Source organism: Streptomyces sp. NPDC006193, assembly GCF_040613915.1.
In the GTDB taxonomy this organism is placed as follows: Bacteria; Actinomycetota; Actinomycetes; order Streptomycetales; family Streptomycetaceae; genus Streptomyces.
Window position 1 is genome coordinate 25,653 of sequence record NZ_JBEXTB010000037.1, and the last position, 25,053, is coordinate 50,705.

A 25,053-nucleotide genomic window follows, 5' to 3' on the forward strand; every position below is an offset into this window, starting at 1 on the left:
CCGTGACCGTCACCGCCGCGGGCCCGGCCGCGCACGACACCGCCGGCCGCCCCGCCCACCGCGACCCCGGCGTCCTGCGCTGGCTCGCCGCCTACACCTCCTCCATGCTCGGCGACAGCGTCTACTACCTCGCCCTGTCCTGGGCCGCCGTCCGGGCCGGGACGCCGACGCAGGCGGGGATCGTGATGTCGGTGAGCGCCCTGCCCAGGGCCGCGCTGCTGCTCGCCGGGGGAGTGATCGCCGACCGGCTGGGCCCGCGCCGAGTCGTCATCGGCAGCGACGCCGTGCGCTGCGCCGCCGCCCTCGCGGTCGCCGCCCTGCTGTTCCTCACCGGTCCCGGCCTGTGGCCGCTCGCCCTGCTGGCGCTGGTCTTCGGCGCCGTCGACGCCGTGTTCCTGCCCGCCGTGGGCGCCCTGCCGGCCCGCATCACCGCACCGGACCAGCTCGCCCGGGTCCAGGGACTGCGCGGCCTCGCCGTCCGGTTCGCGAGCGTCGCCGGAGCACCGCTCGGCGGACTCGGGGTGGCCCTCGGCGGAGCCGCCACGGCCTTCGCCCTCGCCGGCCTGCTCATCGCCGTCTCCGTGCCGCTGCTGGTCTCCGTCCGCCTCCGGGACCTGCCCGCGGACGGGACGGACGCCCCGCGCGGCACCGCCTGGACCGACTTGAAGGACGGCCTGCGCCACATCCGCCGCCACCGGGTCCTCGCCCCGCTGATGCTCACCATCGCCCTCGGCGACCTCGGCTTCGCCGGCCCGCTGAACGTGGGGCTGACCCTGCTCGCCGACCGGCGCGGCTGGGGCGCCGCCGGGATGGGCTGGGTGCTCGCCGGGTTCGGCGCCGGCGCGGGCGCCGCCTCGCTGCTGCTGACCGTGCGCGGCCGGGTGCCCCGCGCCGGCCTGGTCACCGGATGCGCGTGCGTCACCGGCTCCGTGGCCGTCGGCGCCCTCGCCTTCGTCCCCGCGCTCGCCGCCGCCGTCGGGGTCGCCGTGCTCGTGGGCCTGCTCACCGGGCTCAGCGGCGCCCTGTGCGGGGCGCTGCTGCAGACCCAGGCCGACCCCGCCCACCTCGGCCGGGTGGCGGCAGTGGCCGGCCTGGTCAGTCTCGGCCTCGCCCCGCTGAGCATGCCGTTCGCCGCCGCCGCGATCGGCGTCTGGGGTCCCGGACCGGTCTTCGCGGTCAGCGCCGCCGTCTGCGGCCTCGGCGGGGCCGTCGCCCTCGTCGCGCCGGGCCTGCGCCGCGCGGAACTCCCCGGCTGACGCGCCTCACCGCCTCGGCTGGACGAGCTGCACCAGATTGCCGACGGTGTCGTCGAACACCGCCGCCAGCACCGGCCCCTGCTCCTGCGGGCGATGCGTGAAGCGGACCCCGAGGCCCCGCAGCCGCGCGTACTCGGCCCCGAGGTCGTCCACGGAGAAGACGATGCACGGCAGCCCCGACTCGTACAGGGCCCTGCGGTACGGCTCCGCGATCGGTCCCTCGCCGGGCTCCAGCAGCAGCTGGAGGTCCGGCTGGGCCCCGTCCGGCGCCCCCACCGTGACGAACGTCGTGCCGTCGCCGAGGTCCACGCGCTGGCGGGTCTCGAAGCCGAGGACACCGGTGTAGAAGGCGTGCGCCCGCGCCACGTCGTCCACGTACACACCGGTCATGGCGACCTTGATCACGGGGCGGCCCCTCTCAGATGCCCAGCTGTCTCGACTCGCGCAGCTCGGCGATCGCGTCCGCGTCCCCGTCCACGTCGACCCGGGCCGCGTCCTGCCGGCCGTACGCGAACATCAACAGCTCCGACGGCTCACCGGTCACCGTCACCACCGGGGTGCCCCGGCGCGCCACCACCGTCCGGCCGTCCGGGCGGCGCAGCACCAGGCCCGTCGGCGCGCCCCGGCCCACCAGCCGCGCCGTCCGCTCCAGCCGGAGCCACAGCGCGTCCTGGAAGACCCGGTCCAGCTCGCGCGGGCTCCAGCCCGGCTGGGCGCGGCGGACGTCCTCCCCGTGGACGTAGAACTCGACGATGTTGGCCGCCTCGTCGACCTGCTTGAGCTGGAACGGCGAGAAACGCGGCGGGCCGGTGCGGATCAGCTGGATCAGCTCCTCGTACGGCTTCGCGGCGTACTCGGCCGTCACCTTCCGCAGGCGCGGCGCGAGCTGCTTGACCAGCGTGCCCCCCGCCGCGTCCGGGCGGCGCTCGCGCACCACCACGTGCGCCGCCAGGTCCCGGGTCCGCCAGCCCTCGCAGAGGGTCCCGGCGTCCGGACCGGCGGTTTCCAAGAGGTCGGCGAGCAGCAGCCGTTCACGCTTGGCGAAGGTCGACATGCTGTCAGCCTACGACCCCGGGAACGGTCCGCCCAGTGGACGCGGTCCCGGCGCGGCCCGCGCCGCGCGGCACAATGGCACCCATGACCAGTACGACCGGCGCACCCCGGCCCAGCAGCCTCGACCCGGAGATCGCCGCGCGGCTCAAGCGCAGCGCCGACGGGCTCCTCCCCGCCATCGCCCAGCAGTACGACACCGGCGAGGTGCTCATGCTCGGCTGGATGGACGACGAGGCGCTGCACCGGACGCTGACCACCGGCCGCTGCACCTACTGGTCCCGCAGCCGCCGGGAGTACTGGGTCAAGGGCGACACCTCCGGCCACGTCCAGCTGGTGAAGTCGGTCGCGCTGGACTGCGACGCCGACGCGCTGCTGGTCCGCGTCGACCAGGTGGGGGCCGCCTGCCACACCGGCGCGCGCACCTGCTTCGACGCCGACGTGCTGCTGGCGGACGCCGGCCGTGGCGCTGCGCGGGCGCGCACCGGCGGCGCGGATCAGTAGGGTCGACGGCCATGGACCTCGAGACCTTCCGCAAGCTGGCCGCGGACCGGCGTGTCGTCCCGGTCACGCGCAAGCTCCTCGCCGACGGCGACACACCGGTCGCGCTCTACCGCAAGCTCGCGGCCGAACGCCCCGGCACCTTCCTGCTGGAGTCCGCGGAGAACGGCCGATCCTGGTCCCGTTACTCCTTCGTCGGGGTGCGCAGCGCCGCCACCCTGACCACCCGGGACGGACGGGCCCACTGGCTCGGCACCCCGCCCGTCGGCGTCCCCGCGGACGGCGACCCGCTGCACGCCCTGCGCGCCACCCTGCAGGCCCTGCACACCCCGGCCCAGGAGGGCCTGCCGCCCTTCACCGGCGGCATGGTCGGCTACCTGGGCTACGACATCGTCCGCCGCCTGGAGAAGATCGGCCCCGGCGAGCGCGACGACCTGCGGCTGCCCGAGCTGACCATGCTGCTGACCAGCGATCTCGCGGTGATGGACCACTGGGAGGGCTCCGTCCTGCTGATCGCCAACGCGATCAACCACAACGACCTCGACACCGGCGTCGACGACGCCTACGCCGACGCCGTGGCCCGACTGGACGCCATGGAGGCGGACCTGTCCCGCCCGGTCGCCCAGCCCCCGGCGCACCTCCCGCCCTCCGAACTGCCCGAGTACACCGCCCGCTGGGGCGGCCCCGACTTCCAGCGGGCCGTCGAGGACGTCAAGGAGCGCATCCGCGCGGGCGAGGCCTTCCAGGTCGTCCCCTCCCAGCGCTTCGAGACCCCGTGCACGGCGAGCGCCCTGGACGTCTACCGGGTCCTGCGCGCCACCAACCCCTCGCCGTACATGTACCTCTTCCGGTTCCCGCACGGGGAGGGCGGCGCGTTCGACGTCGTCGGCTCCTCCCCGGAGGCGCTGGTGAAGGTCGAGGACGGGCGGGCGATGGTCCACCCCATCGCCGGCACCCGGCCCCGCGGGGCCACCCCGCAGGAGGACCAGGCCCTCGCCGAGGAACTGCTCGCCGACCCCAAGGAGCGCGCCGAGCACCTGATGCTGGTCGACCTCGGCCGCAACGACCTCGGCCGGGTCTGCGAGCCCGGCTCGGTCGAGGTGGTCGACTTCATGTCCGTCGAGCGCTACTCGCACGTCATGCACATCGTCTCCACCGTCACCGGCAAGGTGGCCCCGGGCCGCACCGCCTTCGACGTGCTCACCGCGTGCTTCCCGGCGGGCACCCTCTCCGGCGCCCCCAAGCCCCGCGCGATGCAGATCATCGACGAACTGGAGCCGTCCCGGCGCGGCCTGTACGGCGGCTGCGTCGGCTACCTGGACTTCGCCGGCGACTCCGACACCGCCATCGCCATCCGCACGGCCCTGCTCCGCGACGGCACGGCCTACGTCCAGGCCGGCGCCGGCGTCGTCGCCGACTCCGACCCGGTCGCCGAGGACCAGGAGTGCCGCAACAAGGCGGCGGCGGTGCTGCGGGCGGTCCACACCGCGAACCGCCTGGGCGGGTAGGACGCCTCGCGCAGCGCCCCGGGTGACGCCTCGCCCGGGGCGCAGGCGATAGTGGAGTACGTGACTGCCGTACCTCACCCCCCTTCCCCAGCCGCCGCGCCCGCCCGGTCCGGCCGGCGCAGCCTCGCCGCGGCCCTCCTGTGCGGCGCCCTCGGCGCGGCCGTGGCGCTGCTCGCGACCCGGCAGCGCTGGGCGGAGGGCACCGCGACGGTGGCCGGCGGCGCGTTCCCGCTCACCGCCAAGGGCAGCGACGTCACCGGCGTCCCCGCGGCCCTCGCCGTCGTGGGCCTCGCCGCGCTCGTCGCCGTCTTCGCCGTCCGCGGGACCGGCCGGCTCCTCGTCTCCGGGCTCCTCGCGCTGTCCGGCGCCGGGATCGCCGCCGCCGCCCTCGCCGCCGCCTCCGACGGCTCCGCGCTGGACGAGAAGGCCGCCCGGGCCAGCGGCGACACCTCCGCGACGGTCGACGCGCTCACCCACACCGGCTGGCCCTACGTGGCGGCCGCCGGCGGCCTGCTGATCGCGCTCGCCGGCCTGCTCGCCCTGCGCTGCGGCAGCCGCTGGCCCGCCATGTCCGGGCGCTACGAACGCGGCGCCGGCCGCCCCCGGCGCACCGCCCGGCCGGCCGACCCGGAGCGGCCCGAGGAGATGTGGAAGGCCCTCGACCGCGGCGAGGACCCCACCGGCGTCTGACCGGGAGCACGGGCCCGGGCCGGGATGTGGTGAAACAGACGCCACCCGCGCGTCCGGCGCCCGCGCGGGTACGGGACAATGGTCGCCGAGCGTCCGGCTCGGACGGTGACGGGCGGGCTCGGAACCGTACGGACACGACGTACGACGCGTACTACGACACGTTCACAGCAACGAGGAGCAAGTCATGGCGGGCAGCAGCCACGGTCACACCCCGGCCGCCTGGACCGGCGTCACCATCGCCTTCATCGGTTTCTGCGTCGCGGGCGCCTTCGTGGTGATGGCCCAGCCGCTCGGCTTCTGGGCCGGCATGGCGATCGTGGTGCTCGGCGGCGTCGTCGGCGCCGTCATGCGCGCCATGGGCCTCGGCCAGCGCAAGGCCTCCCGCCCCGCCCCGCACACCGCCCCGGCCGCGACCCGCGAGCCGGCCCGCGCCGAGAGCTGAGCAGCGCGTCCGCGAGGGGCGGCCCGGCGCCCGAGAGGGTGCGGGGCCGCCCCTCGCGCCGTCGGCGCCGCCGCCGCGGCGCCCGCGCTCCCGCGCCGCCGCCCGGACGCCTGAACGCGCCCGGCGCCGCCGCGCACACCGCGGGGCGGCGGGGCACAATGCCCGCGTGAGCGACGACAGCCGCCCGGCGCCGCCCCGGGCTCCGCACGGGCCCGCGCGCCCGGCCCCGCCGCCGTGGCGCCGGCTCGCCGTCCCGGCGGCGCTGCTCGCGGCCGCCGCCGGGGCGCTCGCGTACGTCGGCGCCGTCGACCCCGGCGAGCCCGGCCACTACCCCGTCTGCCCCCTGTACCGGCTCACCGGCCTGTACTGCCCGGGCTGCGGCGGACTGCGCAGCGCCCACGCCCTGGTCCACGGCGACCTGGCCGCCGCCCTGCGCGACAACGCCCCGGCCGTGGCCGCCTTCCTGGCGTGCGCCGTGCTGTGGACCGTCCAGGTGGTCGGCGCGGTGCGCGGCCGGCCGGTGCGCCTCGGCCTCGGTCCGGCGCACCTGCGGGGACTCGGCGCGTTGCTGCTGGTGTTCACGGTCGTCCGGAATTTGCCGTTCGGTGGCTGGCTTCACCCTTGATCGAACAGCGAACGTCCAGGTAGTGGGACTGCCCTCCACCGGATGCGGGGCCCGGGCACCGCTGCGGATACCATCGCAGTGACCACGGGCCTTCAAGCCTCTGAGGAACCACCGCCTGGAAGGGGGCCGCTCGCGTGAGTGTGCTCGACGAGATCATCGACGGAGTCCGTGCCGACCTCGCCGAGCGACAGGCACGCGTCAGCCTCGACGAGCTCAAGGAGCGGGCGGCCAAGGCCTCCGCCGCCAAGGACGGGGCGGCCGCGCTCAAGGGCGACGGCGTGAAGGTGATCTGCGAGGTCAAGCGCTCCAGCCCCTCCAAGGGCGCGCTGGCCGCGATCGCCGACCCGGCCGGACTGGCCGCGGACTACGAGGCGGGCGGCGCGGCCGTCATCTCCGTCCTCACCGAGCAGCGCCGCTTCGGCGGCTCCCTCGCCGACCTGGAGGCCGTCCGCGCGCGTGTGGACATCCCGGTGCTGCGCAAGGACTTCATCGTCAGCTCCTACCAGCTGTGGGAGGCCCGCGCGTACGGCGCCGACCTCGCGCTGCTGATCGTGGCCGCCCTCGACCAGCCGGCCCTGGAGTCGCTGATCGAGCGCGCGGTGTCGATCGGCCTCACGCCGCTCGTCGAGGTGCACGACGAGGACGAGGTCGAGCGGGCGGTGGACGCGGGCGCCAAGGTCATCGGCGTCAACGCGCGCGACCTGAAGACGCTGGAGGTCGACCGCGGCACGTTCGAGCGGGTGGCCCCGGAGATCCCGGACGGCATCGTGAAGATCGCCGAGTCCGGTGTGCGCGGCCCGCACGACCTCATCGCCTACGCCAACGCCGGCGCCGACGCGGTCCTGGTCGGCGAGTCCCTGGTGACCGGCCGCGACCCCAGGACGGCGGTGGCCGACCTGGTGGCGGCGGGCGAACACCCCGCGCTGCGGCACGGCCGGGGCTGAGCTTTCGCTAGGCTGGACGGCGATGACTCCCACCGCGACGACCGTTGACCGGCACGCCCGCCTCGCGCGCGGCTGCCGGCCCCGGGGCTGCCGTGCCCCCGCCCGCCGGGTCCACGGGCGCAGGGTGCGGTACGTCATCGGTGACGAGCCGGGACAGGTGAACGGGCGTCGATGGCAGCGCCCCGTCAGGGGCGCGGGGGACTGCGCGGCGGGCCGCTGACGGCCCGTCACCCCTCGGACGTACCTCCGCCCCCACGGCGAACAGTGTCTTTCCCGCACATACTCACCGTGAGGTTTCCGCATGCCCAGCGAGTTCTTCGTCCCCGACCCCAGCGGCGGGCTCCCCAGTGCCGAGGGCTACTTCGGCGCGTTCGGCGGCAAGTTCATCCCGGAGGCCCTCGTCGCCGCCGTGGACGAGGTGGCCGTCGAGTACGACAAGGCCAGGAACGACCCCGAGTTCGCCCGCGAGCTCGACGACCTCCTGGCCCACTACACCGGCCGGCCCAGCGCCCTGACGGAGGTCCCGCGGTTCGCCGAACACGCCGGGGGCGCCCGGGTGTTCCTCAAGCGCGAGGACCTCAACCACACCGGCTCCCACAAGATCAACAACGTGCTCGGCCAGGCCCTGCTCACCAGGCGCATGGGCAAGACCCGCGTCATCGCCGAGACCGGCGCCGGCCAGCACGGCGTCGCGACCGCCACCGCCTGCGCGCTGTTCGGGCTGGACTGCACCATCTACATGGGGGAGATCGACACCCGGCGCCAGGCCCTCAACGTGGCCCGGATGCGGATGCTCGGCGCCGAGGTCGTCGCCGTGAAGTCCGGCAGCCGCACCCTGAAGGACGCCATCAACGAGGCGTTCCGGGACTGGGTCGCCAACGTCGACCACACCCACTACCTGTTCGGCACCGTGGCCGGCCCCCACCCCTTCCCGGCCATGGTCCGCGACTTCCACCGCGTGATCGGCGTCGAGGCCCGCCGGCAGCTCCTGGAGCGCGCCGGCCGCCTCCCCGACGCCGCCGTCGCCTGCGTCGGCGGCGGCTCCAACGCCATCGGCCTGTTCCACGCCTTCATCCCCGACGAGGGCGTCCGCCTGATCGGCTGCGAGCCCGCGGGCCACGGCGTCGAGACGGGTGAGCACGCCGCCACCCTCACCGCCGGCGAGCCCGGCATCCTGCACGGCTCCCGCTCCTACGTCCTGCAGGACGAGGAGGGCCAGATCACCGAGCCGTACTCCATCTCGGCCGGCCTTGACTACCCGGGCATCGGCCCCGAGCACGCCTACCTGAAGGACTCGGGCCGCGGCGAGTACCGCGCCATCACCGACGACGCCGCCATGCAGGCCCTGCGCCTGCTGTCGCGCACCGAGGGCATCATCCCGGCCATCGAGAGCGCCCACGCCCTCGCCGGCGCCCTCGAGGTCGGCAGGGAGCTGGGCCCGGGCGGTCTGATCGTCGTCAACCTGTCCGGCCGCGGCGACAAGGACATGGACACCGCCGCCCGCTACTTCGGCCTGTACGACACCGACGCCGAGGTGGCCGCCGACGAAGCCGACACCGCCGAGATCGAGGGGGACGCCAAGTGAGCGGGAACATCCAGCTGCTGTCGGACACCCTCGCCGCCGCCAGGGCCGAGGGCCGCTCCGCGCTCATCGCCTACCTCCCGGCCGGCTTCCCGACCGTCGACGGCGGCATCGAGGCGGTCAAGGCCGTCCTCGACGGCGGCGCCGACGTCGTCGAGGTCGGCCTGCCGCACAGCGACCCCGTCCTCGACGGCCCGGTCATCCAGACCGCCGACGACATCGCCCTGCGCGGCGGTGTCAAGATCGCCGACGTCATGCGCACGGTCCGTCAGGCCCACGAGGCCACCGGCAAGCCCGTGCTCGTCATGACGTACTTCAACCCGGTCGACCGCTACGGCGTCGAGCGCTTCACCGCCGAACTGGCCGAGGCGGGCGGCGCGGGCTGCATCCTGCCCGACCTGCCTGTGCAGGAGTCGGCGCTGTGGCGGGAGCACGCCGACAAGCACGGCCTGGCGACGGTGTTCGTGGTGGCGCCGAGCAGCCGGGACGAGCGGCTCGCGCAGATCACCGCGGCGGGCAGCGGCTTCGTCTACGCGGCCTCCCTCATGGGCGTCACCGGCACCCGCGACTCCGTCGGCGCGCAGGCCCAGGACCTGGTCCGGCGCACCCGCGCCACCGGCACCGACCTGCCCGTCTGCGTCGGGCTCGGCGTCTCCGACCGGGCCCAGGCGGCCGAGGTCGCCGGCTTCGCCGACGGGGTCATCGTCGGCTCGGCGTTCGTCAAGCGGATGCTGGACGCGCCGGACCACGCCTCCGGCCTCGCGGCGGTCCGCGAGCTCGCCGGCGAGCTCGCGAAGGGCGTGCGCGGGCAGGCGTGACCGTACGCGGGGCTCCCGCACCGCAGGACGAGATCACCCGAAGGGGTGGACTCCTGGCCGGGGAGGCGCGCTGCGCCTCCCCGGTTCGTTCTGGGGGTGTGAGCGAGAAGAACCGTGACGGAAAGCGCACCGCCCGACAGCGGCTGGCGGTCGAGCGCGAGAAGCAGAAGGCCGCGGACAAGCGGCGGCGCACGCTGATCGTGGGCGCGAGCGTGATCTGCGTCCTCGGCCTCGCGGCGGTGATCGGCGTGGTCGCCGCCAACGCGGGCAAGGACAAGGGCAAGGACAGCGCCGCTGGCCCGGTCGTGGCGCCCTCCGGCGCGCAGGGCAAGGACAGCCTCGCCATCCCGGTCGGCAAGGACGGCGCCAGGCCGACGCTCACCGTCTGGGAGGACTTCCGCTGCCCGGCCTGCCAGGCCTTCGAGACGGCGTACCGGCCGACCCTCCACGAACTGGCCGACGCCGGCAAGCTCAGGATCGAGTACCACCTGGTCAAGCTGATCGACGGCAACCTCGGCGGCACCGGCTCCCTGCGCTCCGCCAACGCCGCGGCCTGCGCCCAGGACGCCGGCAGGTTCCGCGCCTACCACGACGTGCTGTACGCGAACCAGCCCCCGGAGACCGACGACGCCTACGGCAGCGCCGACAAGCTGATCCGGCTCGCCGGCAAGGTGAAGGGACTGGACACGCCCGCGTTCCGCGCCTGCGTGGAGAAGGGCACCCACGACAGCTGGGTGGACAAGTCCCACCAGGCCTTCCGCTCGGGCGGGTTCAGCGGCACGCCCACCGTCCTGTTCGGCGGCAGGAACATCTACCAGGACCGGACGATGACCCCGGCCAAGCTGAAGCGGATGGTGGAGGAGGCGGACGGAGCGTGAGCGACTCCCACGCCCCGTTATGGACCCGTAGCCGGACTGCCTGCCGTGCCCGCGGCCCGGCACGGTAGCGTCGGACCTGCCATGGAACTTGCCTACATTCCCAGCCCGTCGCGCGGGGTGCTGTACCTCGGCCCCATCCCGCTGCGCGGCTACGCCTTCTGCATCATCATCGGCGTCTTCGTCGCCGTCTGGCTCGGCAACAGGCGCTGGATCGCCCGCGGCGGGCAGGCCGGCACCGTCGCCGACATCGCCGTCTGGGCCGTCCCGTTCGGCTTGGTCGGCGGCCGGCTCTACCACGTCATCACGGACTACGAGCTGTACTTCAGCGAGGGCCGTGACTGGGTGGACGCCTTCAAGGTGTGGGAGGGCGGCCTGGGCATCTGGGGCGCGATCGCGCTCGGCGCGCTCGGCGCGTGGATCGGTGCGCGGCGCCGTGGCATCCCGATGCCGGCGTACGCCGACGCCGTCGCGCCCGGCATCGCCTTCGCGCAGGCCATCGGCCGCTGGGGCAACTGGTTCAACCAGGAGCTGTACGGGCGGCAGACGCACCTTCCCTGGGCGCTGCACATCACCTCCTCCGACGGCGGCCGGGTGCCGGGCTACTACCACCCGACCTTCCTCTACGAGTCCCTGTGGTGCGTCGGCGTCGGCCTCCTCGTCCTCTGGGCCGACCGCCGCTTCAAGCTGGGCCACGGCCGGGCGTTCGCCCTGTACGTCGCCGCCTACTGCGTGGGCCGCGGCTGGATCGAGTACATGCGGGTGGACGACGCCCACCACATCCTGGGCCTCCGGCTCAACGACTGGACCGCGATGGTCGTGCTGCTGCTGGCGGTGGCGTACATCGTGGTGTCGTCGAGGAAGCGGCCGGGCCGGGAAGCGGTGGTGGAGCCGGCCCCGGCCACCGGGACGCCCGGCGAGCAGGAGCACCCCGAGCCGCGCGACGGCGAGGACGCCGGGCCGGACGCGCCCACCGGGCGGACCGGGAAGACGGGCGGGGCGTCGGGCGCCGAGGGGGCGCCGGAGGACGAGGCGGAGTCGGCGGAGGCCGGCAAGAGCTGACCGCCGCCGGTACGGCGCCGAGGGCGTCCGGGGTCTCCCGGGCGCCCTCGCCGCGTGCGGGACGCGGGCGGCCGGACACCGCGACCGCGCGAGCGCCCGCGGTGGCTGAGCGGCGGCGGACTCGGTCCCCGCGCGCCGGCCACCGCGTCCGCCGGGCCGACCGCCACCACGGCCGCGTCGATGGACGGGCCGTCGGAAGACCCCGGCGCCCGGCCGGGCCGCCGCCGACTCGGTGATCGTCTCGCCGGGTTCGATCTCCGCCGGGGTGGGTGGGTGCGCCCGCCGGGACACCGGCGGCTGCCGGGGACGGAGCGCGGCGCGGCCCTGGAAGCCGAGGGCACGGCCGCGGGCGCGGGACGCGGGGAGGCCGTCGAGGCCGCGGACGTCCTGACGGACGGACTGCGACGGCGGGGCAGCCCCGGCGCGCGGCCGCCCAGGACCGCCCGGGTGCACGCGGGCCGCCGCCGACTCGGTGATCGTCTCGCCGGGTTCGATCTCCGCCGGGGTGGGCGGGTGCGCCCGCCCGGACACCGGCGGCTGCCGGGGACGGAGCGCGGCGCGGCCCTGGAAGCCGAGGGCACGGCCGCGGGCGCGGGACGCGGCGAGGCCGTCGAGGCCGCGGACGTCCTGACGGACGGACTGCGACGGCGGGGCAGCCCCGCCGCGCGGCCGCCCAGGACCGCCCGGGTGCACGGCCGGTCCAGGTCCGCGTCCGCCCGTGCCCCCGGGTCGGCCCGGAGGTCCGCCTCGCCCCGGCGCTCACGAACCCGAAGAGACGAAACCGCAGGTTAGCCGAGCCTCGCCTTGCTGGCGGGAAGGGAATGACCGGCGTATGTTCGGTGTTGTCGAAAAGTAGAACTCGTCCAAAGTTAGCTTTGGCTTAGCTTCCCTGGGGGGTCCGGTATGGCCATCCTCGACACCGAGGCCGCGCTGCACGAGGCGCACCGCGACAACCACACCCACCGCGACGTCAACGGCGGCTGGCTGCGCCCCGCCGTGTTCGGCGCGATGGACGGCCTGGTCTCCAACCTCGCCCTGATGACAGGCGTGGCCGGCGGTTCGGTGAGCCAGCACACCATCGTCCTCACCGGGCTCGCGGGGCTCGCCGCCGGTGCCTTCTCCATGGCGGCCGGCGAGTACACCTCCGTCGCCTCCCAGCGCGAACTGGTCGAGGCCGAGCTGGACGTCGAGCGCCGTGAGCTGCGCAAGCACCCCCAGGACGAGGAGAACGAGCTGGCGGCGCTGTACGCGGCCCGCGGGGTGGAGCCGGCGCTGGCCCGGCAGGTCGCCCGCCAGCTGTCCCGGGATCCCGAGCAGGCACTGGAGATCCACGCCCGCGAGGAGCTGGGCGTCGATCCCGGCGACCTGCCCTCGCCGCTGGTCGCCGCCGTGTCGTCCTTCGGTTCCTTCGCCCTCGGCGCCCTGCTGCCCGTGCTGCCGTACCTGCTCGGCGCGACCGCGCTGTGGCCCGCCCTGCTGCTCGCCCTCGCCGGGCTCTTCGGGTGCGGCGCCGTGGTGGCGAGGGTGACCGCGCGCACCTGGTGGTTCAGCGGGCTGCGGCAGCTCGCGCTCGGCGGTGCTGCGGCCGGTGTGACGTACGCCCTGGGCACTCTGTTCGGAACGGCCGTAGGATAGGCGGACCGCTATCTATGCGAGGGACCGCATACGTAGCCGTTACTCGCTGGTTTCGCGCACTCGGCCATCGGGCATGAGCCGTAAGCGCTGCGGGCAACGACGCCCGCCGCACCCCCCGGGGCGGGCGGACGACGCTCTCCCCGGCCCCTTCGGGCCGACGGACACCGATCCGACCGATCGTGTCCGAAACGCCCCCCACGACACAGGCCGCCACCGCGCGGCACCGCCGCCGTCGCACGGTGCTCGCCGCGTTCGCGCGGCGCCTCGACCGCGACCGCGGCGTCCGCATGCTGGAACGGAGTATCCGGTTCCCGAGAACCGCTCCATCATGTAACCTGCACGAAATTTTGATCTCATGCAGAGATCACGCAGAGGGCCAACGTCGTCCCTCGGCACCTGCCACATGCCAGATGACGACGACGGGAGAGCCGATGCGTACGCCGCGCCAGCCGTCCCAGCATTCCGAGAACGGCCAGAACTGGTCGTTCATGGATGCTCGCCCTGCTGCGCAGGGTATGTACGACCCCCGCAACGAACACGACGCCTGCGGCGTCGGTTTCGTCGCCACCCTCACCGGCGAGGCGTCCCACACGCTGGTCGAACAGGCGCTCACCGTCCTGCGCAACCTGGAGCACCGCGGCGCCACCGGCTCCGAGCCCGACTCCGGCGACGGCGCGGGCATCCTCTCCCAGGTGCCGGACGCCTTCTTCCGCGAGGTGGCCGGATTCGACCTCCCCGCCGCCGGCTCCTACGCCGTCGGCATCGCCTTCCTGCCCGAGGAGGGGACCGCCACCGCCGTCTCGCGCATCGAGACGATCGCCGGCGAGGAGGGGCTGACCGTCCTCGGCTGGCGCGAGGTTCCGGTCGCACCCGAGCTGCTCGGTGCCACCGCCCGGTCCACCATGCCCGCCTTCCGCCAGATCTTCGTCGGCGACGGCGTCAGCACCGGCATCGACCTGGACCGCAAGGCGTTCGTGCTGCGCAAGCGCGCCGAGCGCGAGGCAGGCGTCTACTTCCCGTCCCTGTCCGCCCGGACGATCGTCTACAAGGGCATGCTGACCACCGGCCAGCTCGAGCCCTTCTTCCCGGACCTGTCCGACCGCCGCTTCGCCTCCGCGATCGCGCTCGTGCACTCCCGGTTCTCCACGAACACCTTCCCGTCGTGGCCGCTGGCGCACCCCTACCGCTTCGTCGCGCACAACGGTGAGATCAACACCGTGCAGGGCAACCGCAACTGGATGCGCGCCCGCGAGTCCCAGCTGGTCTCCGACCTGTTCGGCCCGCAGGAGAAGCTGGAGCGGATCTTCCCGGTCTGCACGCCGGACGCCTCCGACTCCGCCTCCTTCGACGAGGTCCTCGAACTGCTGCACCTGGGCGGCCGCTCGCTGCCGCACTCCGTGCTGATGATGATCCCGGAGGCGTGGGAGAACCACGACTCCATGGACCCGGACCGGCGCGCCTTCTACCAGTTCCACTCCACGATGATGGAGCCCTGGGACGGCCCCGCCTGCGTCTGCTTCACCGACGGCACCCAGGTCGGCGCCGTCCTGGACCGCAACGGCCTGCGCCCCGGCCGCTACTGGGTCACCGACGACGGCCTCGTCGTCCTCGGCTCCGAGGTCGGCGTCCTGGACATCGACCCCGCCAAGGTCGTCCGCAAGGGCCGCCTGCAGCCCGGCCGCATGTTCCTCGTCGACACCGCCGAGCACCGCATCATCGAGGACGACGAGATCAAGGCGTCCCTCGCGGCCGAGAAGCCGTACGCCGAGTGGCTGGAGGCCGGCGAGATCGAGCTCTCCGACCTGCCCGAGCGCGAGCACATCGTCCACACCCACGCCTCGGTCACCCGCCGCCAGCAGACCTTCGGCTACACCGAGGAGGAGCTGCGCGTCATCCTCGCCCCGATGGCCCGCACCGGCGCCGAGCCGATCGGCTCCATGGGCACCGACTCGCCGATCGCGGCCCTGTCCGAGCGCCCGCGCCTGCTCTTCGACTACTTCACCCAGCTGTTCGCGCAGGTCACCAACCCGCCGCTGGACGCGATCCGCGAAGAGCTGGTCACCTCCCTGCGCTCGTCGCTGGGCCCGGAGGGCAACCTGCTGGAGCCGACCGCCGCCTCCTGCCGCTCGGTCACCCTGCCCTTCCCGGTCATCGACAACGACGAGCTGGCCAAGCTCATCCACATCAACGCCGACGGCGACATGCCGGGCTTCAAGGCCGCGACCCTCTCCGGCCTGTACCGGGTCTCCGGCGGCGGTGACGCCCTCGCCGCCCGCATCCAGGAGATCTGCGCCGAGGCCGACGCGGCCATCGGCAACGGCGCCCGCCTGATCGTCCTGTCGGACCGGCACTCCGACGCCGAGCACGCGCCGATCCCGTCGCTGCTGCTCACCGCGGCCGTCCACCACCACCTCATCCGCACCAAGCAGCGCACCCAGGTGGGCCTGCTGGTCGAGGCCGGCGACGTCCGCGAGGTCCACCACGTCGCCCTGCTCATCGGTTACGGCGCCGCCGCCGTCAACCCGTACCTGGCGATGGAGTCGGTCGAGGACCTGCTGCGCGCGGGCACCTTCATCGACGGCATCGAGCCCGAGCAGGCGATCAGAAACCTCATCCACGCCCTCGGCAAGGGCGTCCTGAAGGTCATGTCCAAGATGGGCATCTCCACCGTCGCCTCCTACCGCGGCGCCCAGGTCTTCGAGGCCGTCGGCCTCGACCGGACCTTCGTGGACACGTACTTCAACGGCACCGCCACCAAGATCGGCGGCGTCGGCATCGACGTCATCGCCAAGGAGGTGGCCGCCCGCCACGCCAAGGCCTACCCGGCCTCCGGCATCGCTCCCGCGCACCGCGCGCTGGAGATCGGCGGCGAGTACCAGTGGCGCCGCGAGGGCGAGCCGCACCTGTTCGACCCGGAGACGGTCTTCCGCCTGCAGCACTCCACGCGCACCGGCCGGTACGACATCTTCAAGAAGTACACGTCCCGCGTGAACGAGCAGTCCGAGCGCCTGATGACGCTGCGCGGCCTGTTCGGTTTCAAGTCCGACCGGCAGCCGGTCCCGCTCGAGGAGGTCGAGCCGGTCTCCGAGATCGTCAAGCGCTTCTCGACCGGCGCGATGTCGTACGGCTCCATCTCCAAGGAGGCGCACGAGACCCTCGCCATCGCCATGAACCAGCTCGGCGGCAAGTCGAACACCGGTGAGGGCGGCGAGGACCCGGAGCGCCTGTACGACCCGGCCCGCCGGTCCGCCATCAAGCAGGTCGCCTCCGGCCGCTTCGGCGTCACCTCCGAGTACCTGGTCAACGCGGACGACATCCAGATCAAGATGGCCCAGGGCGCCAAGCCCGGCGAGGGCGGCCAGCTGCCCGGCCACAAGGTCTACCCGTGGGTGGCCAGGACCCGGCACTCGACGCCGGGCGTCGGCCTGATCTCGCCGCCGCCGCACCACGACATCTACTCCATCGAGGACCTGGCCCAGCTGATCCACGACCTGAAGAACGCCAACCCGCGGGCGCGGATCCACGTCAAGCTGGTCTCCGAGGTCGGCGTCGGCACGGTCGCCGCGGGCGTGTCCAAGGCCCACGCGGACGTCGTCCTCATCTCCGGTCACGACGGCGGCACCGGCGCCTCCCCGCTGACCTCGCTGAAGCACGCGGGCGGCCCCTGGGAGCTCGGCCTCGCCGAGACCCAGCAGACCCTGCTGCTCAACGGCCTGCGCGACCGGATCGTGGTGCAGACCGACGGCCAGCTGAAGACCGGCCGGGACGTGGTCGTCGCCGCGCTGCTCGGCGCCGAGGAGTTCGGCTTCGCGACCGCGCCGCTCGTCGTCGCCGGCTGCGTCATGATGCGCGTCTGCCACCTGGACACCTGTCCGGTCGGCATCGCCACCCAGAACCCGACCCTGCGCGACCGCTTCGCCGGCAAGGCCGAGCACGTGGTCAACTTCTTCCGGTTCATCGCCGAGGAGGTCCGCGAACTCCTCGCCGAGCTCGGCTTCCGCTCCATCGAGGAAGCCGTCGGGCACGCCGAGGTGCTGGACGTCCAGCGCGCGGTGAACCACTGGAAGGCGCAGGGCCTGGACCTGGCGCCGCTGTTCCACGTGCCCGAGCTGCCCGAGGGCGCGGTGCGCCACCAGGTGATCGCCCAGGACCACGGCCTGGAGAAGGCACTGGACAACGAGCTGATCCGGCTCGCCGCCGACGCCCTCGCCGCCGACGACGCGACCGAGGCCCAGCCGGTGCGCGCCCAGGTCGCGATCCGCAACATCAACCGCACCGTCGGCACCATGCTCGGCCACGAGGTGACGAAGAAGTTCGGCGGCGCCGGCCTGCCCGACGACACCATCGACATCACCTTCACCGGCTCCGCCGGCCAGTCCTTCGGCGCGTTCCTGCCGCGCGGCGTCACGCTCCGCCTGGAGGGCGACGCCAACGACTACGTCGGCAAGGGCCTGTCCGGCGGCCGGATCATCGTCCGCCCCGACCGGGCCGCCGACCACCTCGCCGAGTACTCGACCATCGCGGGCAACACCATCGCCTACGGCGCCACCGGCGGCGAGCTGTTCCTGCGCGGCCGCACCGGTGAGCGGTTCTGCGTCCGCAACTCCGGCGCGCTGGTCGTCTCGGAGGGCGTCGGCGACCACGGATGCGAGTACATGACCGGCGGCCACGCGGTCGTCCTCGGCCCGACCGGCCGCAACTTCGCGGCGGGCATGTCCGGCGGCATCGCCTACGTCATCGACCTCGACCGCGACAACGTCAACGCCGGCAACGCCGGGTCGGTCGAGGCGCTGGACGACACGGACCGGCAGTGGCTGCACGAGGTGGTGCGCCGCCACGCCGAGGAGACCGGCTCGACGGTCGCCGGGAAGCTGCTCGCCGACTGGGACACGGCCGTGGAACGGTTCAGCAAGATCATCCCCAGCACGTACAAGGCAGTGCTCGCCGCCAAGGACGCCGCCGAGCGAGCCGGTCTCTCCGAGACCGAGATCACCGAGAAGATGATGGAGGCGGCGATCAATGGCTGACCCCAAGGGCTTCCTGAACCACGGCCGTGAGGTCGCCAAGACCCGCCCCGTCGAAGAGCGGGTCCGCGACTGGAACGAGGTCTACGTCCCCGGCTCCCTGCTGCCGATCATCAGCAAGCAGGCCAGCCGCTGCATGGACTGCGGCATCCCGTTCTGCCACAACGGCTGTCCGCTGGGGAACCTGATCCCCGAGTGGAACGACTACGCCTACCGCGAGGACTGGGCCGCCGCCTCCGAGCGGCTGCACGCGACCAACAACTTCCCCGAGTTCACCGGTCGCCTCTGCCCCGCCCCGTGCGAGTCGGCGTGCGTGCTGGGCATCAACCAGCAGCCGGTCACCATCAAGAACGTCGAGGTCTCCATCATCGACAAGGCGTGGGAGACGGGGGACGTCGCGCCGCAGATCCCGGAGCGCCTCTCCGGCAAGACGGTGGCGGTCATCGGCTCGGGCCCCGCGGGCCTGGCCGCCGCCCAGCAGCTGACCCGGGCCGGCCACACCGTCGCCGTCTACGAGCGCGCCGACCGCGTCGGCGGCCTCCTCCGCTACGGCATCCCCGAGTTCAAGATGGAGAAGCGGCACATCAACCGCCGTATCGAGCAGATGCGCGCGGAAGGCACCCGGTTCCGCACCGGCGTCGAGATCGGCCGCGACATCAACGCCCGCGACCTGAAGAAGCGGTACGACGCGATCGTGATCGCCGCCGGTGCGACGACCGCACGGGACCTGCCGGTGCCGGGCCGCGAGCTCAAGGGCGTCTACCAGGCCATGGAGTACCTGCCGCTGGCGAACAAGGTGCAGGAGGGCGACTTCGTGGCGCCCCCCGTCTCGGCGGAGGGCAAGCACGTCGTCGTCATCGGCGGCGGCGACACCGGCGCCGACTGCGTCGGCACCGCCCACCGGCAGGGCGCGGCCTCCGTCACCCAGCTGGAGATCATGCCCCGCCCGAACGACGAGCGGCACCCGATCGACCAGCCCTGGCCGACCTTCCCGCTGCTCTACAAGGTCACCTCGGCCCACGATGAGGGCGGCGAGCGGGTCTACTCCGTCTCCACCACCCGCTTCGAGGGCGACGAGGACGGCAACGTCCAGTGGCTGCACCTCACCGAGGTGGAGTTCGTCGACGGCCGGCTGACCCCGAAGCCGGGCACCGAGCGGAGGATCCCCGCCCAGCTGGTCACCCTCGCCATGGGCTTCACCGGCACCGACCGGGAGAACGGCCTGGTCGAGCAGTTCGGCCTGGAGCTCGACGAACGCGGTAACATCGCCCGCGACGCCGACTTCCAGACCAATGTGCCGGGCGTGTTCGTCGCCGGTGACGCCGGCCGCGGCCAGTCCCTGATCGTGTGGGCGATCGCGGAGGGCCGCTCGGCCGCCCGCGGAGTCGACCGCTACCTGACCGGTGCCAGCGACCTGCCGGCCCCGATCCGCCCGACGGACCGCGCCCTGGCGGTCTGACGGCACCCCGAGAAACGTCCCGTACAAAGGCGTACGGAACACCGACGACGCCTGCCCCGTCCCCGACCGGACACCGGGCAGGCGTCGTCGCACACCCGCCCGCACCCCGTCACGCGGCCTCCTCGCACCCCGTCACGCCGCCTACCCGCACCCCGTCACGCCGCCTCCCCGGCCCTCGTCCGCCGCCGACCGGCAGCCGTGCCCGCGCCCCCGTGACCGGGCCGGTACGCCCCCCGGCCGGGCCGTCGAGGCACCGAAGGGCGCGGAGTCGTGGCGTGCCGCAGGGGCGGGGCGGAGGGTCACGTGTCGCACTCCAGCACCGTCCGGCACAAGCCGCACCGGGCCCGCACCCGCCCCCGCACCGGCACCCTGATCCGCTGGTGGCAGGTCGGGCACGGGAAGCTCACCCCGAGTCGGCCGCTGCCGTCGTGGGCGAAGGCGTACGGGGCCGTCGGCGGGACGTCGGACACGTGCCGGCGGTCGTGGGCGTACCGGCGGCGGCCCGCCCAGCCGGCCTTGGTCAGCGGCGGCTGCTGCTCGTCCCGGCGGGCCCGCGCCAGCCCCTCGGCGTAGGCGGTGTACGCCTGCGGGCTGGTGAACCACACGGACGGGTCCTCGTGGAAGAGCAGCGCCCGCTTGGCGAGGACGTAGCCGAACTCCTCCGGGGTGAGGTAGCCGAGCTTCTGGGACGAGACGCCGTCCTCCCGGTAGGCGTCCAGCAGCAGCCAGCCCGCGCCCAGGTAGGTCGTCGCCGTGTCCGTGAGGATCTCGTTCTCCGCCGTGGTCGGGAAGGACAGGTCCAGCCGGTGCAGGTAGACGTGCGCCACCTCGTGGGCCAGGGCCGCGCCGATGTCCCGGCGATGCGTGCGGAACCGGTCGTTGAGCTCCACGAAGTACTCGGGGCCCGCGGCGAGTTCCACGTTCGCCGCGTGGGTCATCTCCCGGAAGCCGACGATCAGCCGCGCGTCCGGCAGCCGGAAGTGGCGGACGATCTCCCGGGCCACGCGCTGCGCGCCCAGGTGCAGGTCGTCGGTGTCGCAGAAGGCCACGTCGCCGGGGGCCACACTGGCCGAGAAGGCGCGGACGGTGTCGTGCGACAGCCGCCGGTACAGCGCCGTGACAGCGGCCCGCACCGTCTCCAGATGCGGGTAGCCGTGCTCGACCGGTCCGCCGTTCGCCACGTCCGCACCCCTCACGACGCCGCCTTCCTCCACTGTAGGCGGCGACGGCGGCGGGCGGCGGCCGCCCGGGCGTGGGGCCCGCGGCGCCCCCGCGGCCGCAGCGGTCGGGCCGGCCCCCGCCGCGCACCGCCGTGATCCACTCCTCGGACACCCCGTGAGGCAGGACCGGCCCAGCGCTTAAGGTGGACGCCCATGACCACCAGCAACCCGGACGCCGGCGCCGTGGACCCCGAGGTCCGCCAGGAACTGGAACGGCTGCGCGACAGCATCGACAACATCGACGCGGCCGTCGTCCACATGCTCGCCGAACGCTTCAAGGCCACCCAGCAGGTCGGCCGGCTCAAGGCGCTGCACCAGCTGCCGCCCGCCGACCCGGCCCGCGAGGCCCGCCAGATCGAGCGGCTGCGCCGCCTCGCCGAGAACGCCAAGCTCGACCCGGCCTTCGCCGAGAAATTCCTCAACTTCATCATCGCCGAAGTGATCAGACACCACGAGCGCATCGCCGAGGACACCCACAACGGACAGCCCGGGAACGACACCTGACCCCGCCACCGGCAGCCAGGGGCGCACCCCGGACATAAGCCGTGTACCGATCCGCCCCTGTGCGCTGCCGGTGCCATCAGGCAGCATGGCCTGCATGTCCGTACTCACGCGCGACGAAGCGCAGCTCCGAGCACAGTTCCTCGACGTCCACCGCTACACGGTCGAACTGGACCTCACGACCGGGGACGAGACCTTCGACTCCCGCACCGCGATCCGGTTCACCGCGCGGTCCGACGGGAACACGTTCGTCGAGCTGAAGCCCGCGGAACTGCGCAGCGTCACGCTCGACGGGCAACCGCTCGACCCGGAGTCCCTGCTCGACAACCGGCTGCCGCTGAAGAACCTCACCGCCGGCGAGCACGAACTGCGCGTCGACGCCGTCATGCGCTACTCCCGCACCGGCGAGGGCATGCACCGGTTCACCGACCCGAGCGACGGCGAGACGTACGTCTACACGCAGATGTTCATGGACGACGTCCAGCGCGTCTTCGCCGCCTTCGACCAGCCCGACCTGAAGGCCGTCTTCGAGGTGTCGGTCAAGGCGCCCGAGGGCTGGACCGTCCTCGCCAACGGCGTCACCGCCCGCGACGGCGACGGCGTCTGGCAGGCCGCCCCCACCCCGCCGGTCTCCACCTATCTGGTCGCCGTCGCCGCCGGCCCCTGGCACTCGGTGCGCACCGAGCACCGCGGACTGCCCTTCGGCATCCACTGCCGCCGCTCCCTCGCACCCCACCTCGACGCCGACGCCGACGAGATCCTCGACGTCACCCGCGCCTGCTTCGACCGCTACCACGAGAAGTTCGAGGAACCGTACCCCTTCGACTCCTACGACCAGGCGTTCGTCCCCGAGTTCAACGCCGGCGCCATGGAGAACCCCGGCCTGGTCACCTTCCGCGACGAGTTCGTCTACCGCTCCGCCGTCACCGACACCGAGCGGCAGACCCGCGCCATGGTCATCGCGCACGAGATGGCCCACATGTGGTTCGGCGACCTCGTCACCCTCCAGTGGTGGGACGACATCTGGCTCAACGAGTCCTTCGCCGAGTACATGGGCTACCAGACCACCGCCGAGGCCACCCGCTTCACCGACCCCTGGACCGAGTTCGGCGTCACCCGCAAAGCCTGGGGCTACGACGCCGACCAGCGGCCCACCACCCACCCCGTCGCCCCCGAGAACGTCGACGACACCGCCTCCGCCCTGCTCAACTTCGACGGCATCTCCTACGCCAAGGGCGCCTCCGCGCTGCGCCAGCTGGCCGCCTGGCTCGGCGAGAAGGACTTCCTCGCCGGCATCAACACCCACTTCGCCCGGCACAAGTTCGGCAACGCCACCCTCGCCGACTTCATCGACTCCCTCGCCTCCGCCACCGACCGCGACGTCCACGCCTGGGCCGAGAGCTGGCTGCGCACCGTCGGCGTCGACACCCTCGTGCCCGACGTCAGGACCGACCACGGCACCTGGCACCTCGACGTACGGCACCTCGGCAGCCCCGGCGCCCCCTCCCCGTCCGGCGCCGCCCGGGACGGCAGCAGCCGCCCCCACCGCATCACCCTCGGCGTCTACGACCGCGACCTGCACGACGAGCGGCGGCTCACCCTGCGCGAGCGCGTGGAAGCCGACCTCCCCGCGACCGGCGATCTCCGACTGACCACCTCCGGCCCGCGCCCCGCACTCGTCGTCCTCAACGACGGCGACCTCACCTACGCCAAGATCCGCTTCGACGCCGAGTCCTTCGAGACGGTCCGCACCACCCTGTCCGGCCTGCCCGACCCGCTGACCCGGGCGGTCGTGTGGAACGCCCTGCGGGACGCCGTCCGCGACGGCGAACTCCCGCCCGCCGCCTACCTGGAGACGGCCCGCACCCACCTCCCGCACGAGACCGACCTGGCCCTCGCCCAGGGCGTCCTCGCCTTCGCCGCCGGCCACATCGCCGACCAGTACCTGCCGCCGCAGGACCGGCCGGCCGCCCTCGCCGCCCTCACCTCCCTCTGCCGCGACCTGCTGCGCCGCACCGAGGACGGCGACCACCCCGGCCTGCGCCTCATCGCCGTACGCCACCTGATCGGCGCGGCCGCCCACCCGGACACCATCGCCGCCTGGCTCGCCGACGGCACCGTGCCCGGCGGACCGGAACTCGACCCCGAGCTGCGCTGGCGCATCCTCGCCCGGCTCGCCGTGCTCGGCGCCACCGACGAGGCCGCCATCGCCGCCGAACTGGAACGGGACCCGAGCGCCACCGGGCAGGAGGGCGCCGCCCGCTGCCGCGCCGCGCTGCCCGACCCGGACGCCAAGCGCGCCGCCTGGGAGGCCATGTTCGCCGGCGACGACCTGTCCAACTACCTCTTCACGGCCACCGCGCAGGGCTTCTGGCAGCCCGAACAGGCCGACCTGGTACGGCAGTACGTGCCGCGCTTCTACGAAAACGCGGTCGCCGTCGCCGCCCGCCGCGGCCCCGCCATCGCCGTCGCCGCCGGACGCTGGTGCTTCCCGGCCCACGCCGTCGACGCGGAGAACCTGCGGCTCGGCGAGACCTGCCTGCGCGACGCCGACCTCACCCCGGCCCTGCGCCGCACCCTCGCCGACCGCCTCGACGACCTGTCCCGCGCCCTGAAGGTGCGCGGCGCGCAACCGGCGGCCGCACGGCAGGCGTAGACCGGACGACGTAGGGCGCGGCTGGTCCCCGCCGACGATGCGGCGGCCCGGCCGCCGCCCCTAGGCTCGGCGGTCAGTGATCAGCCGAGCCCCGGAGGCCCACCGTGATCGTAGTGACCGGCGCGACCGGCAACGTCGGCCGCGCCCTCGTCGACCGTCTCCTCGCCGCGGGACAGCCCGTCCGGGCGCTGACCCGCGACCCGCGGCGGGCCGCGCTCCCCGCCTCCGCGGACGTGGTGCCGTTCCGGGCGGACGACCCGGACGCCCTGTTCGGCGGGGCGACCAAGCTCTTCCTGTACGCGCAGGCCTGCTCGGCGCCCCTGCTGGAGGCGGCCCGCGCGCACGGCGTGCGGCACGTCGTCCTGCTCTCCAGCGGCGTCATCCAGGAGGGCGCCGACGAGACGCACCCCATCCACGTCATGCACGCCACCGCCGAGCGGCAGATCCACGACAGCGGGCTCGCCTGGACGTTCCTGCGGCCGAACGCCTTCGCCACCAACGCCCTCCAGTGGGCGCCGCAGATCCGCGCGGGCGACACCGTCCGGGGCGTCTACGCCGGCGGGCTGTCCGCGCCGATCCACGAGGACGACATCGCCGCCGTCGCCGAACGCGTCCTGCTCGACGACGGGCACGAGGGTGCCGTGCACCGGCTCACCGGACCGGAGGCGATCAGCAACGCCGACCAGGTCGCGGCGATCGGCCGGGCGCTCGGCAGACAGCTGACGTTCGTCGAGACCGACCCGGCCGAGGCGGCCCCGGAGCTGTTCCCGTACGTCCCGCCGCAGATGCTCGAACGGCTGATGCAGTCCTTCGCGGCGACCGTCGGCGTGCCCCCGGAGATCACCGGCACGGTGGAGAAGGTCACCGGCGCCCCGGCCCGCACCTTCGCCCGGTGGGCCCACGACCACACCGCCGACTTCCGGACGCCGTGACCAGCCCGCCCGCAGGGCCCGCCGCGACCGCCCCCGGCATGCCCGTCTGACGTCGCAGCCGCCACCGGGCGGCCCGCAGATCCGTACGGCCGTGCGGCCCCGGCGTCCCGCCGGACCGTCCGTCCACGTGCGGAAGTCCGCGCGCCCGGCGGGGCGGCGCAGGCACCGTGCGGGCGACCGCCCCCGACGCATCCGCGCGGCCCCGGCGGGCCCGGTGTCCCGCGCTCGGTGTCCCGGCGGACCGTCCGTCCACGTGCGGAAGTCCGCGCGCCT

Annotated in this window: 20 protein-coding genes and 1 pseudogene; 17 read left to right on the forward strand and 4 right to left on the reverse strand. The window is 73.9% G+C overall.

The window, feature by feature from the left end; translation table 11 throughout:
* Positions 1-2 precede the first annotated feature (2 nt).
* Positions 3-1,256 (forward strand): MFS transporter, encoded by a 1,254-nt coding sequence (locus ABZ261_RS26255; RefSeq protein WP_356863252.1) that lies wholly within the window; start codon positions 3-5, stop codon positions 1,254-1,256.
* A 6-nt stretch (positions 1,257-1,262) separates the two neighbouring features.
* Here ABZ261_RS26255 and ABZ261_RS26260 read toward each other — a convergent pair whose 3' ends face one another.
* Positions 1,263-1,661, reverse strand: coding sequence for a VOC family protein (locus tag ABZ261_RS26260; RefSeq protein ID WP_356863254.1), 399 nt, complete (start codon positions 1,659-1,661; stop codon positions 1,263-1,265).
* A gap of 13 nt (positions 1,662-1,674) precedes the next feature.
* Positions 1,675-2,310, reverse strand: coding sequence for a TIGR03085 family metal-binding protein (locus ABZ261_RS26265; RefSeq protein ID WP_356863256.1), 636 nt, complete (start codon positions 2,308-2,310; stop codon positions 1,675-1,677).
* Positions 2,311-2,393: 83 nt separating this feature from the next.
* Here ABZ261_RS26265 and hisI point away from each other — a divergent pair, with 83 nt between their 5' ends.
* The 10 genes from hisI (at position 2,394) to lgt (ending at position 11,353) form a co-directional block, all read left to right on the forward strand.
* Positions 2,394-2,810 (forward strand): phosphoribosyl-AMP cyclohydrolase, encoded by a 417-nt coding sequence (gene hisI, locus ABZ261_RS26270; protein ID WP_356863258.1) that lies wholly within the window; start codon positions 2,394-2,396, stop codon positions 2,808-2,810.
* Positions 2,811-2,821: 11 nt separating this feature from the next.
* Complete coding sequence (locus ABZ261_RS26275; protein WP_356863260.1) at positions 2,822-4,315, forward strand: anthranilate synthase component I; 1,494 nt, start codon at positions 2,822-2,824, stop codon at positions 4,313-4,315.
* Positions 4,316-4,366: 51 nt separating this feature from the next.
* A complete protein-coding gene (locus tag ABZ261_RS26280) occupies positions 4,367-5,005 on the forward strand; it encodes a TIGR02234 family membrane protein (RefSeq protein ID WP_356863261.1) in 639 nt (212 codons plus the stop codon).
* A 184-nt stretch (positions 5,006-5,189) separates the two neighbouring features.
* The gene (locus ABZ261_RS26285) at positions 5,190-5,447 is read left to right on the forward strand and encodes an HGxxPAAW family protein (protein WP_356863263.1); all 258 of its coding nucleotides are present in this window, start codon (positions 5,190-5,192) and stop codon (positions 5,445-5,447) included.
* A gap of 166 nt (positions 5,448-5,613) precedes the next feature.
* A complete protein-coding gene (locus ABZ261_RS26290; protein WP_356863265.1) occupies positions 5,614-6,072 on the forward strand; it encodes a DUF2752 domain-containing protein in 459 nt (152 codons plus the stop codon).
* A gap of 134 nt (positions 6,073-6,206) precedes the next feature.
* Entirely contained in the window at positions 6,207-7,016 is an 810-nt protein-coding gene (trpC, locus tag ABZ261_RS26295) for an indole-3-glycerol phosphate synthase TrpC (RefSeq protein WP_356863267.1), read from the forward strand.
* A 301-nt stretch (positions 7,017-7,317) separates the two neighbouring features.
* Positions 7,318-8,601 carry a tryptophan synthase subunit beta gene (gene trpB, locus ABZ261_RS26300; RefSeq protein WP_356863269.1) on the forward strand — a complete coding sequence of 428 codons (1,284 nt, stop codon included), beginning with the start codon at positions 7,318-7,320 and terminating at the stop codon, positions 8,599-8,601.
* On the forward strand, positions 8,598-9,416 hold the full coding sequence (gene trpA, locus ABZ261_RS26305; RefSeq protein ID WP_356863271.1) for a tryptophan synthase subunit alpha: 819 nt from the start codon (positions 8,598-8,600) through the stop codon (positions 9,414-9,416). Before trpB ends, trpA begins: the two co-directional genes overlap by 4 nt.
* Positions 9,417-9,514: 98 nt before the next feature.
* The gene (locus tag ABZ261_RS26310; protein ID WP_356863273.1) at positions 9,515-10,294 is read left to right on the forward strand and encodes a thioredoxin domain-containing protein; all 780 of its coding nucleotides are present in this window, start codon (positions 9,515-9,517) and stop codon (positions 10,292-10,294) included.
* Between the two features lie 81 nt (positions 10,295-10,375).
* A complete protein-coding gene (lgt, locus tag ABZ261_RS26315) occupies positions 10,376-11,353 on the forward strand; it encodes a prolipoprotein diacylglyceryl transferase (RefSeq protein ID WP_356863275.1) in 978 nt (325 codons plus the stop codon).
* 456 nt (positions 11,354-11,809) lie between these two features.
* On the opposite strand, the pseudogene ABZ261_RS26320 reads toward lgt, so the two are convergent.
* Positions 11,810-12,105, reverse strand: a pseudogene (locus ABZ261_RS26320) (CoA ester lyase); the annotation flags it as partial.
* Positions 12,106-12,256: 151 nt separating this feature from the next.
* Here ABZ261_RS26320 and ABZ261_RS26325 point away from each other — a divergent pair.
* From ABZ261_RS26325 to ABZ261_RS26335, 3 genes are all read left to right on the forward strand, one after another.
* Positions 12,257-12,988, forward strand: a complete 732-nt coding sequence (locus tag ABZ261_RS26325; protein WP_356863277.1) for a VIT1/CCC1 transporter family protein — start codon at positions 12,257-12,259, stop codon at positions 12,986-12,988.
* A 431-nt stretch (positions 12,989-13,419) separates the two neighbouring features.
* Complete coding sequence (gltB, locus tag ABZ261_RS26330) at positions 13,420-18,015, forward strand: glutamate synthase large subunit (RefSeq protein WP_356863279.1); 4,596 nt, start codon at positions 13,420-13,422, stop codon at positions 18,013-18,015.
* A complete protein-coding gene (locus ABZ261_RS26335; RefSeq protein ID WP_356863281.1) occupies positions 18,008-19,471 on the forward strand; it encodes a glutamate synthase subunit beta in 1,464 nt (487 codons plus the stop codon). The genes gltB and ABZ261_RS26335 overlap by 8 nt, the downstream gene beginning before the upstream one ends.
* 299 nt (positions 19,472-19,770) lie before the next feature.
* Here ABZ261_RS26335 and ABZ261_RS26340 read toward each other — a convergent pair whose 3' ends face one another.
* The gene (locus ABZ261_RS26340) at positions 19,771-20,652 is read right to left on the reverse strand and encodes a hypothetical protein (protein ID WP_356863309.1); all 882 of its coding nucleotides are present in this window, start codon (positions 20,650-20,652) and stop codon (positions 19,771-19,773) included.
* A gap of 192 nt (positions 20,653-20,844) precedes the next feature.
* On the opposite strand from ABZ261_RS26340, the gene ABZ261_RS26345 reads away from it, so the two are divergent.
* From ABZ261_RS26345 to ABZ261_RS26355, 3 genes are all read left to right on the forward strand, one after another.
* A complete protein-coding gene (locus ABZ261_RS26345) occupies positions 20,845-21,195 on the forward strand; it encodes a chorismate mutase (RefSeq protein WP_356863283.1) in 351 nt (116 codons plus the stop codon).
* Positions 21,196-21,280: 85 nt separating this feature from the next.
* The gene (pepN, locus tag ABZ261_RS26350) at positions 21,281-23,848 is read left to right on the forward strand and encodes an aminopeptidase N (protein WP_356863285.1); all 2,568 of its coding nucleotides are present in this window, start codon (positions 21,281-21,283) and stop codon (positions 23,846-23,848) included.
* Between the two features lie 104 nt (positions 23,849-23,952).
* The gene (locus tag ABZ261_RS26355) at positions 23,953-24,780 is read left to right on the forward strand and encodes an NAD(P)H-binding protein (protein ID WP_356863287.1); all 828 of its coding nucleotides are present in this window, start codon (positions 23,953-23,955) and stop codon (positions 24,778-24,780) included.
* Positions 24,781-25,053 lie beyond the last annotated feature (273 nt).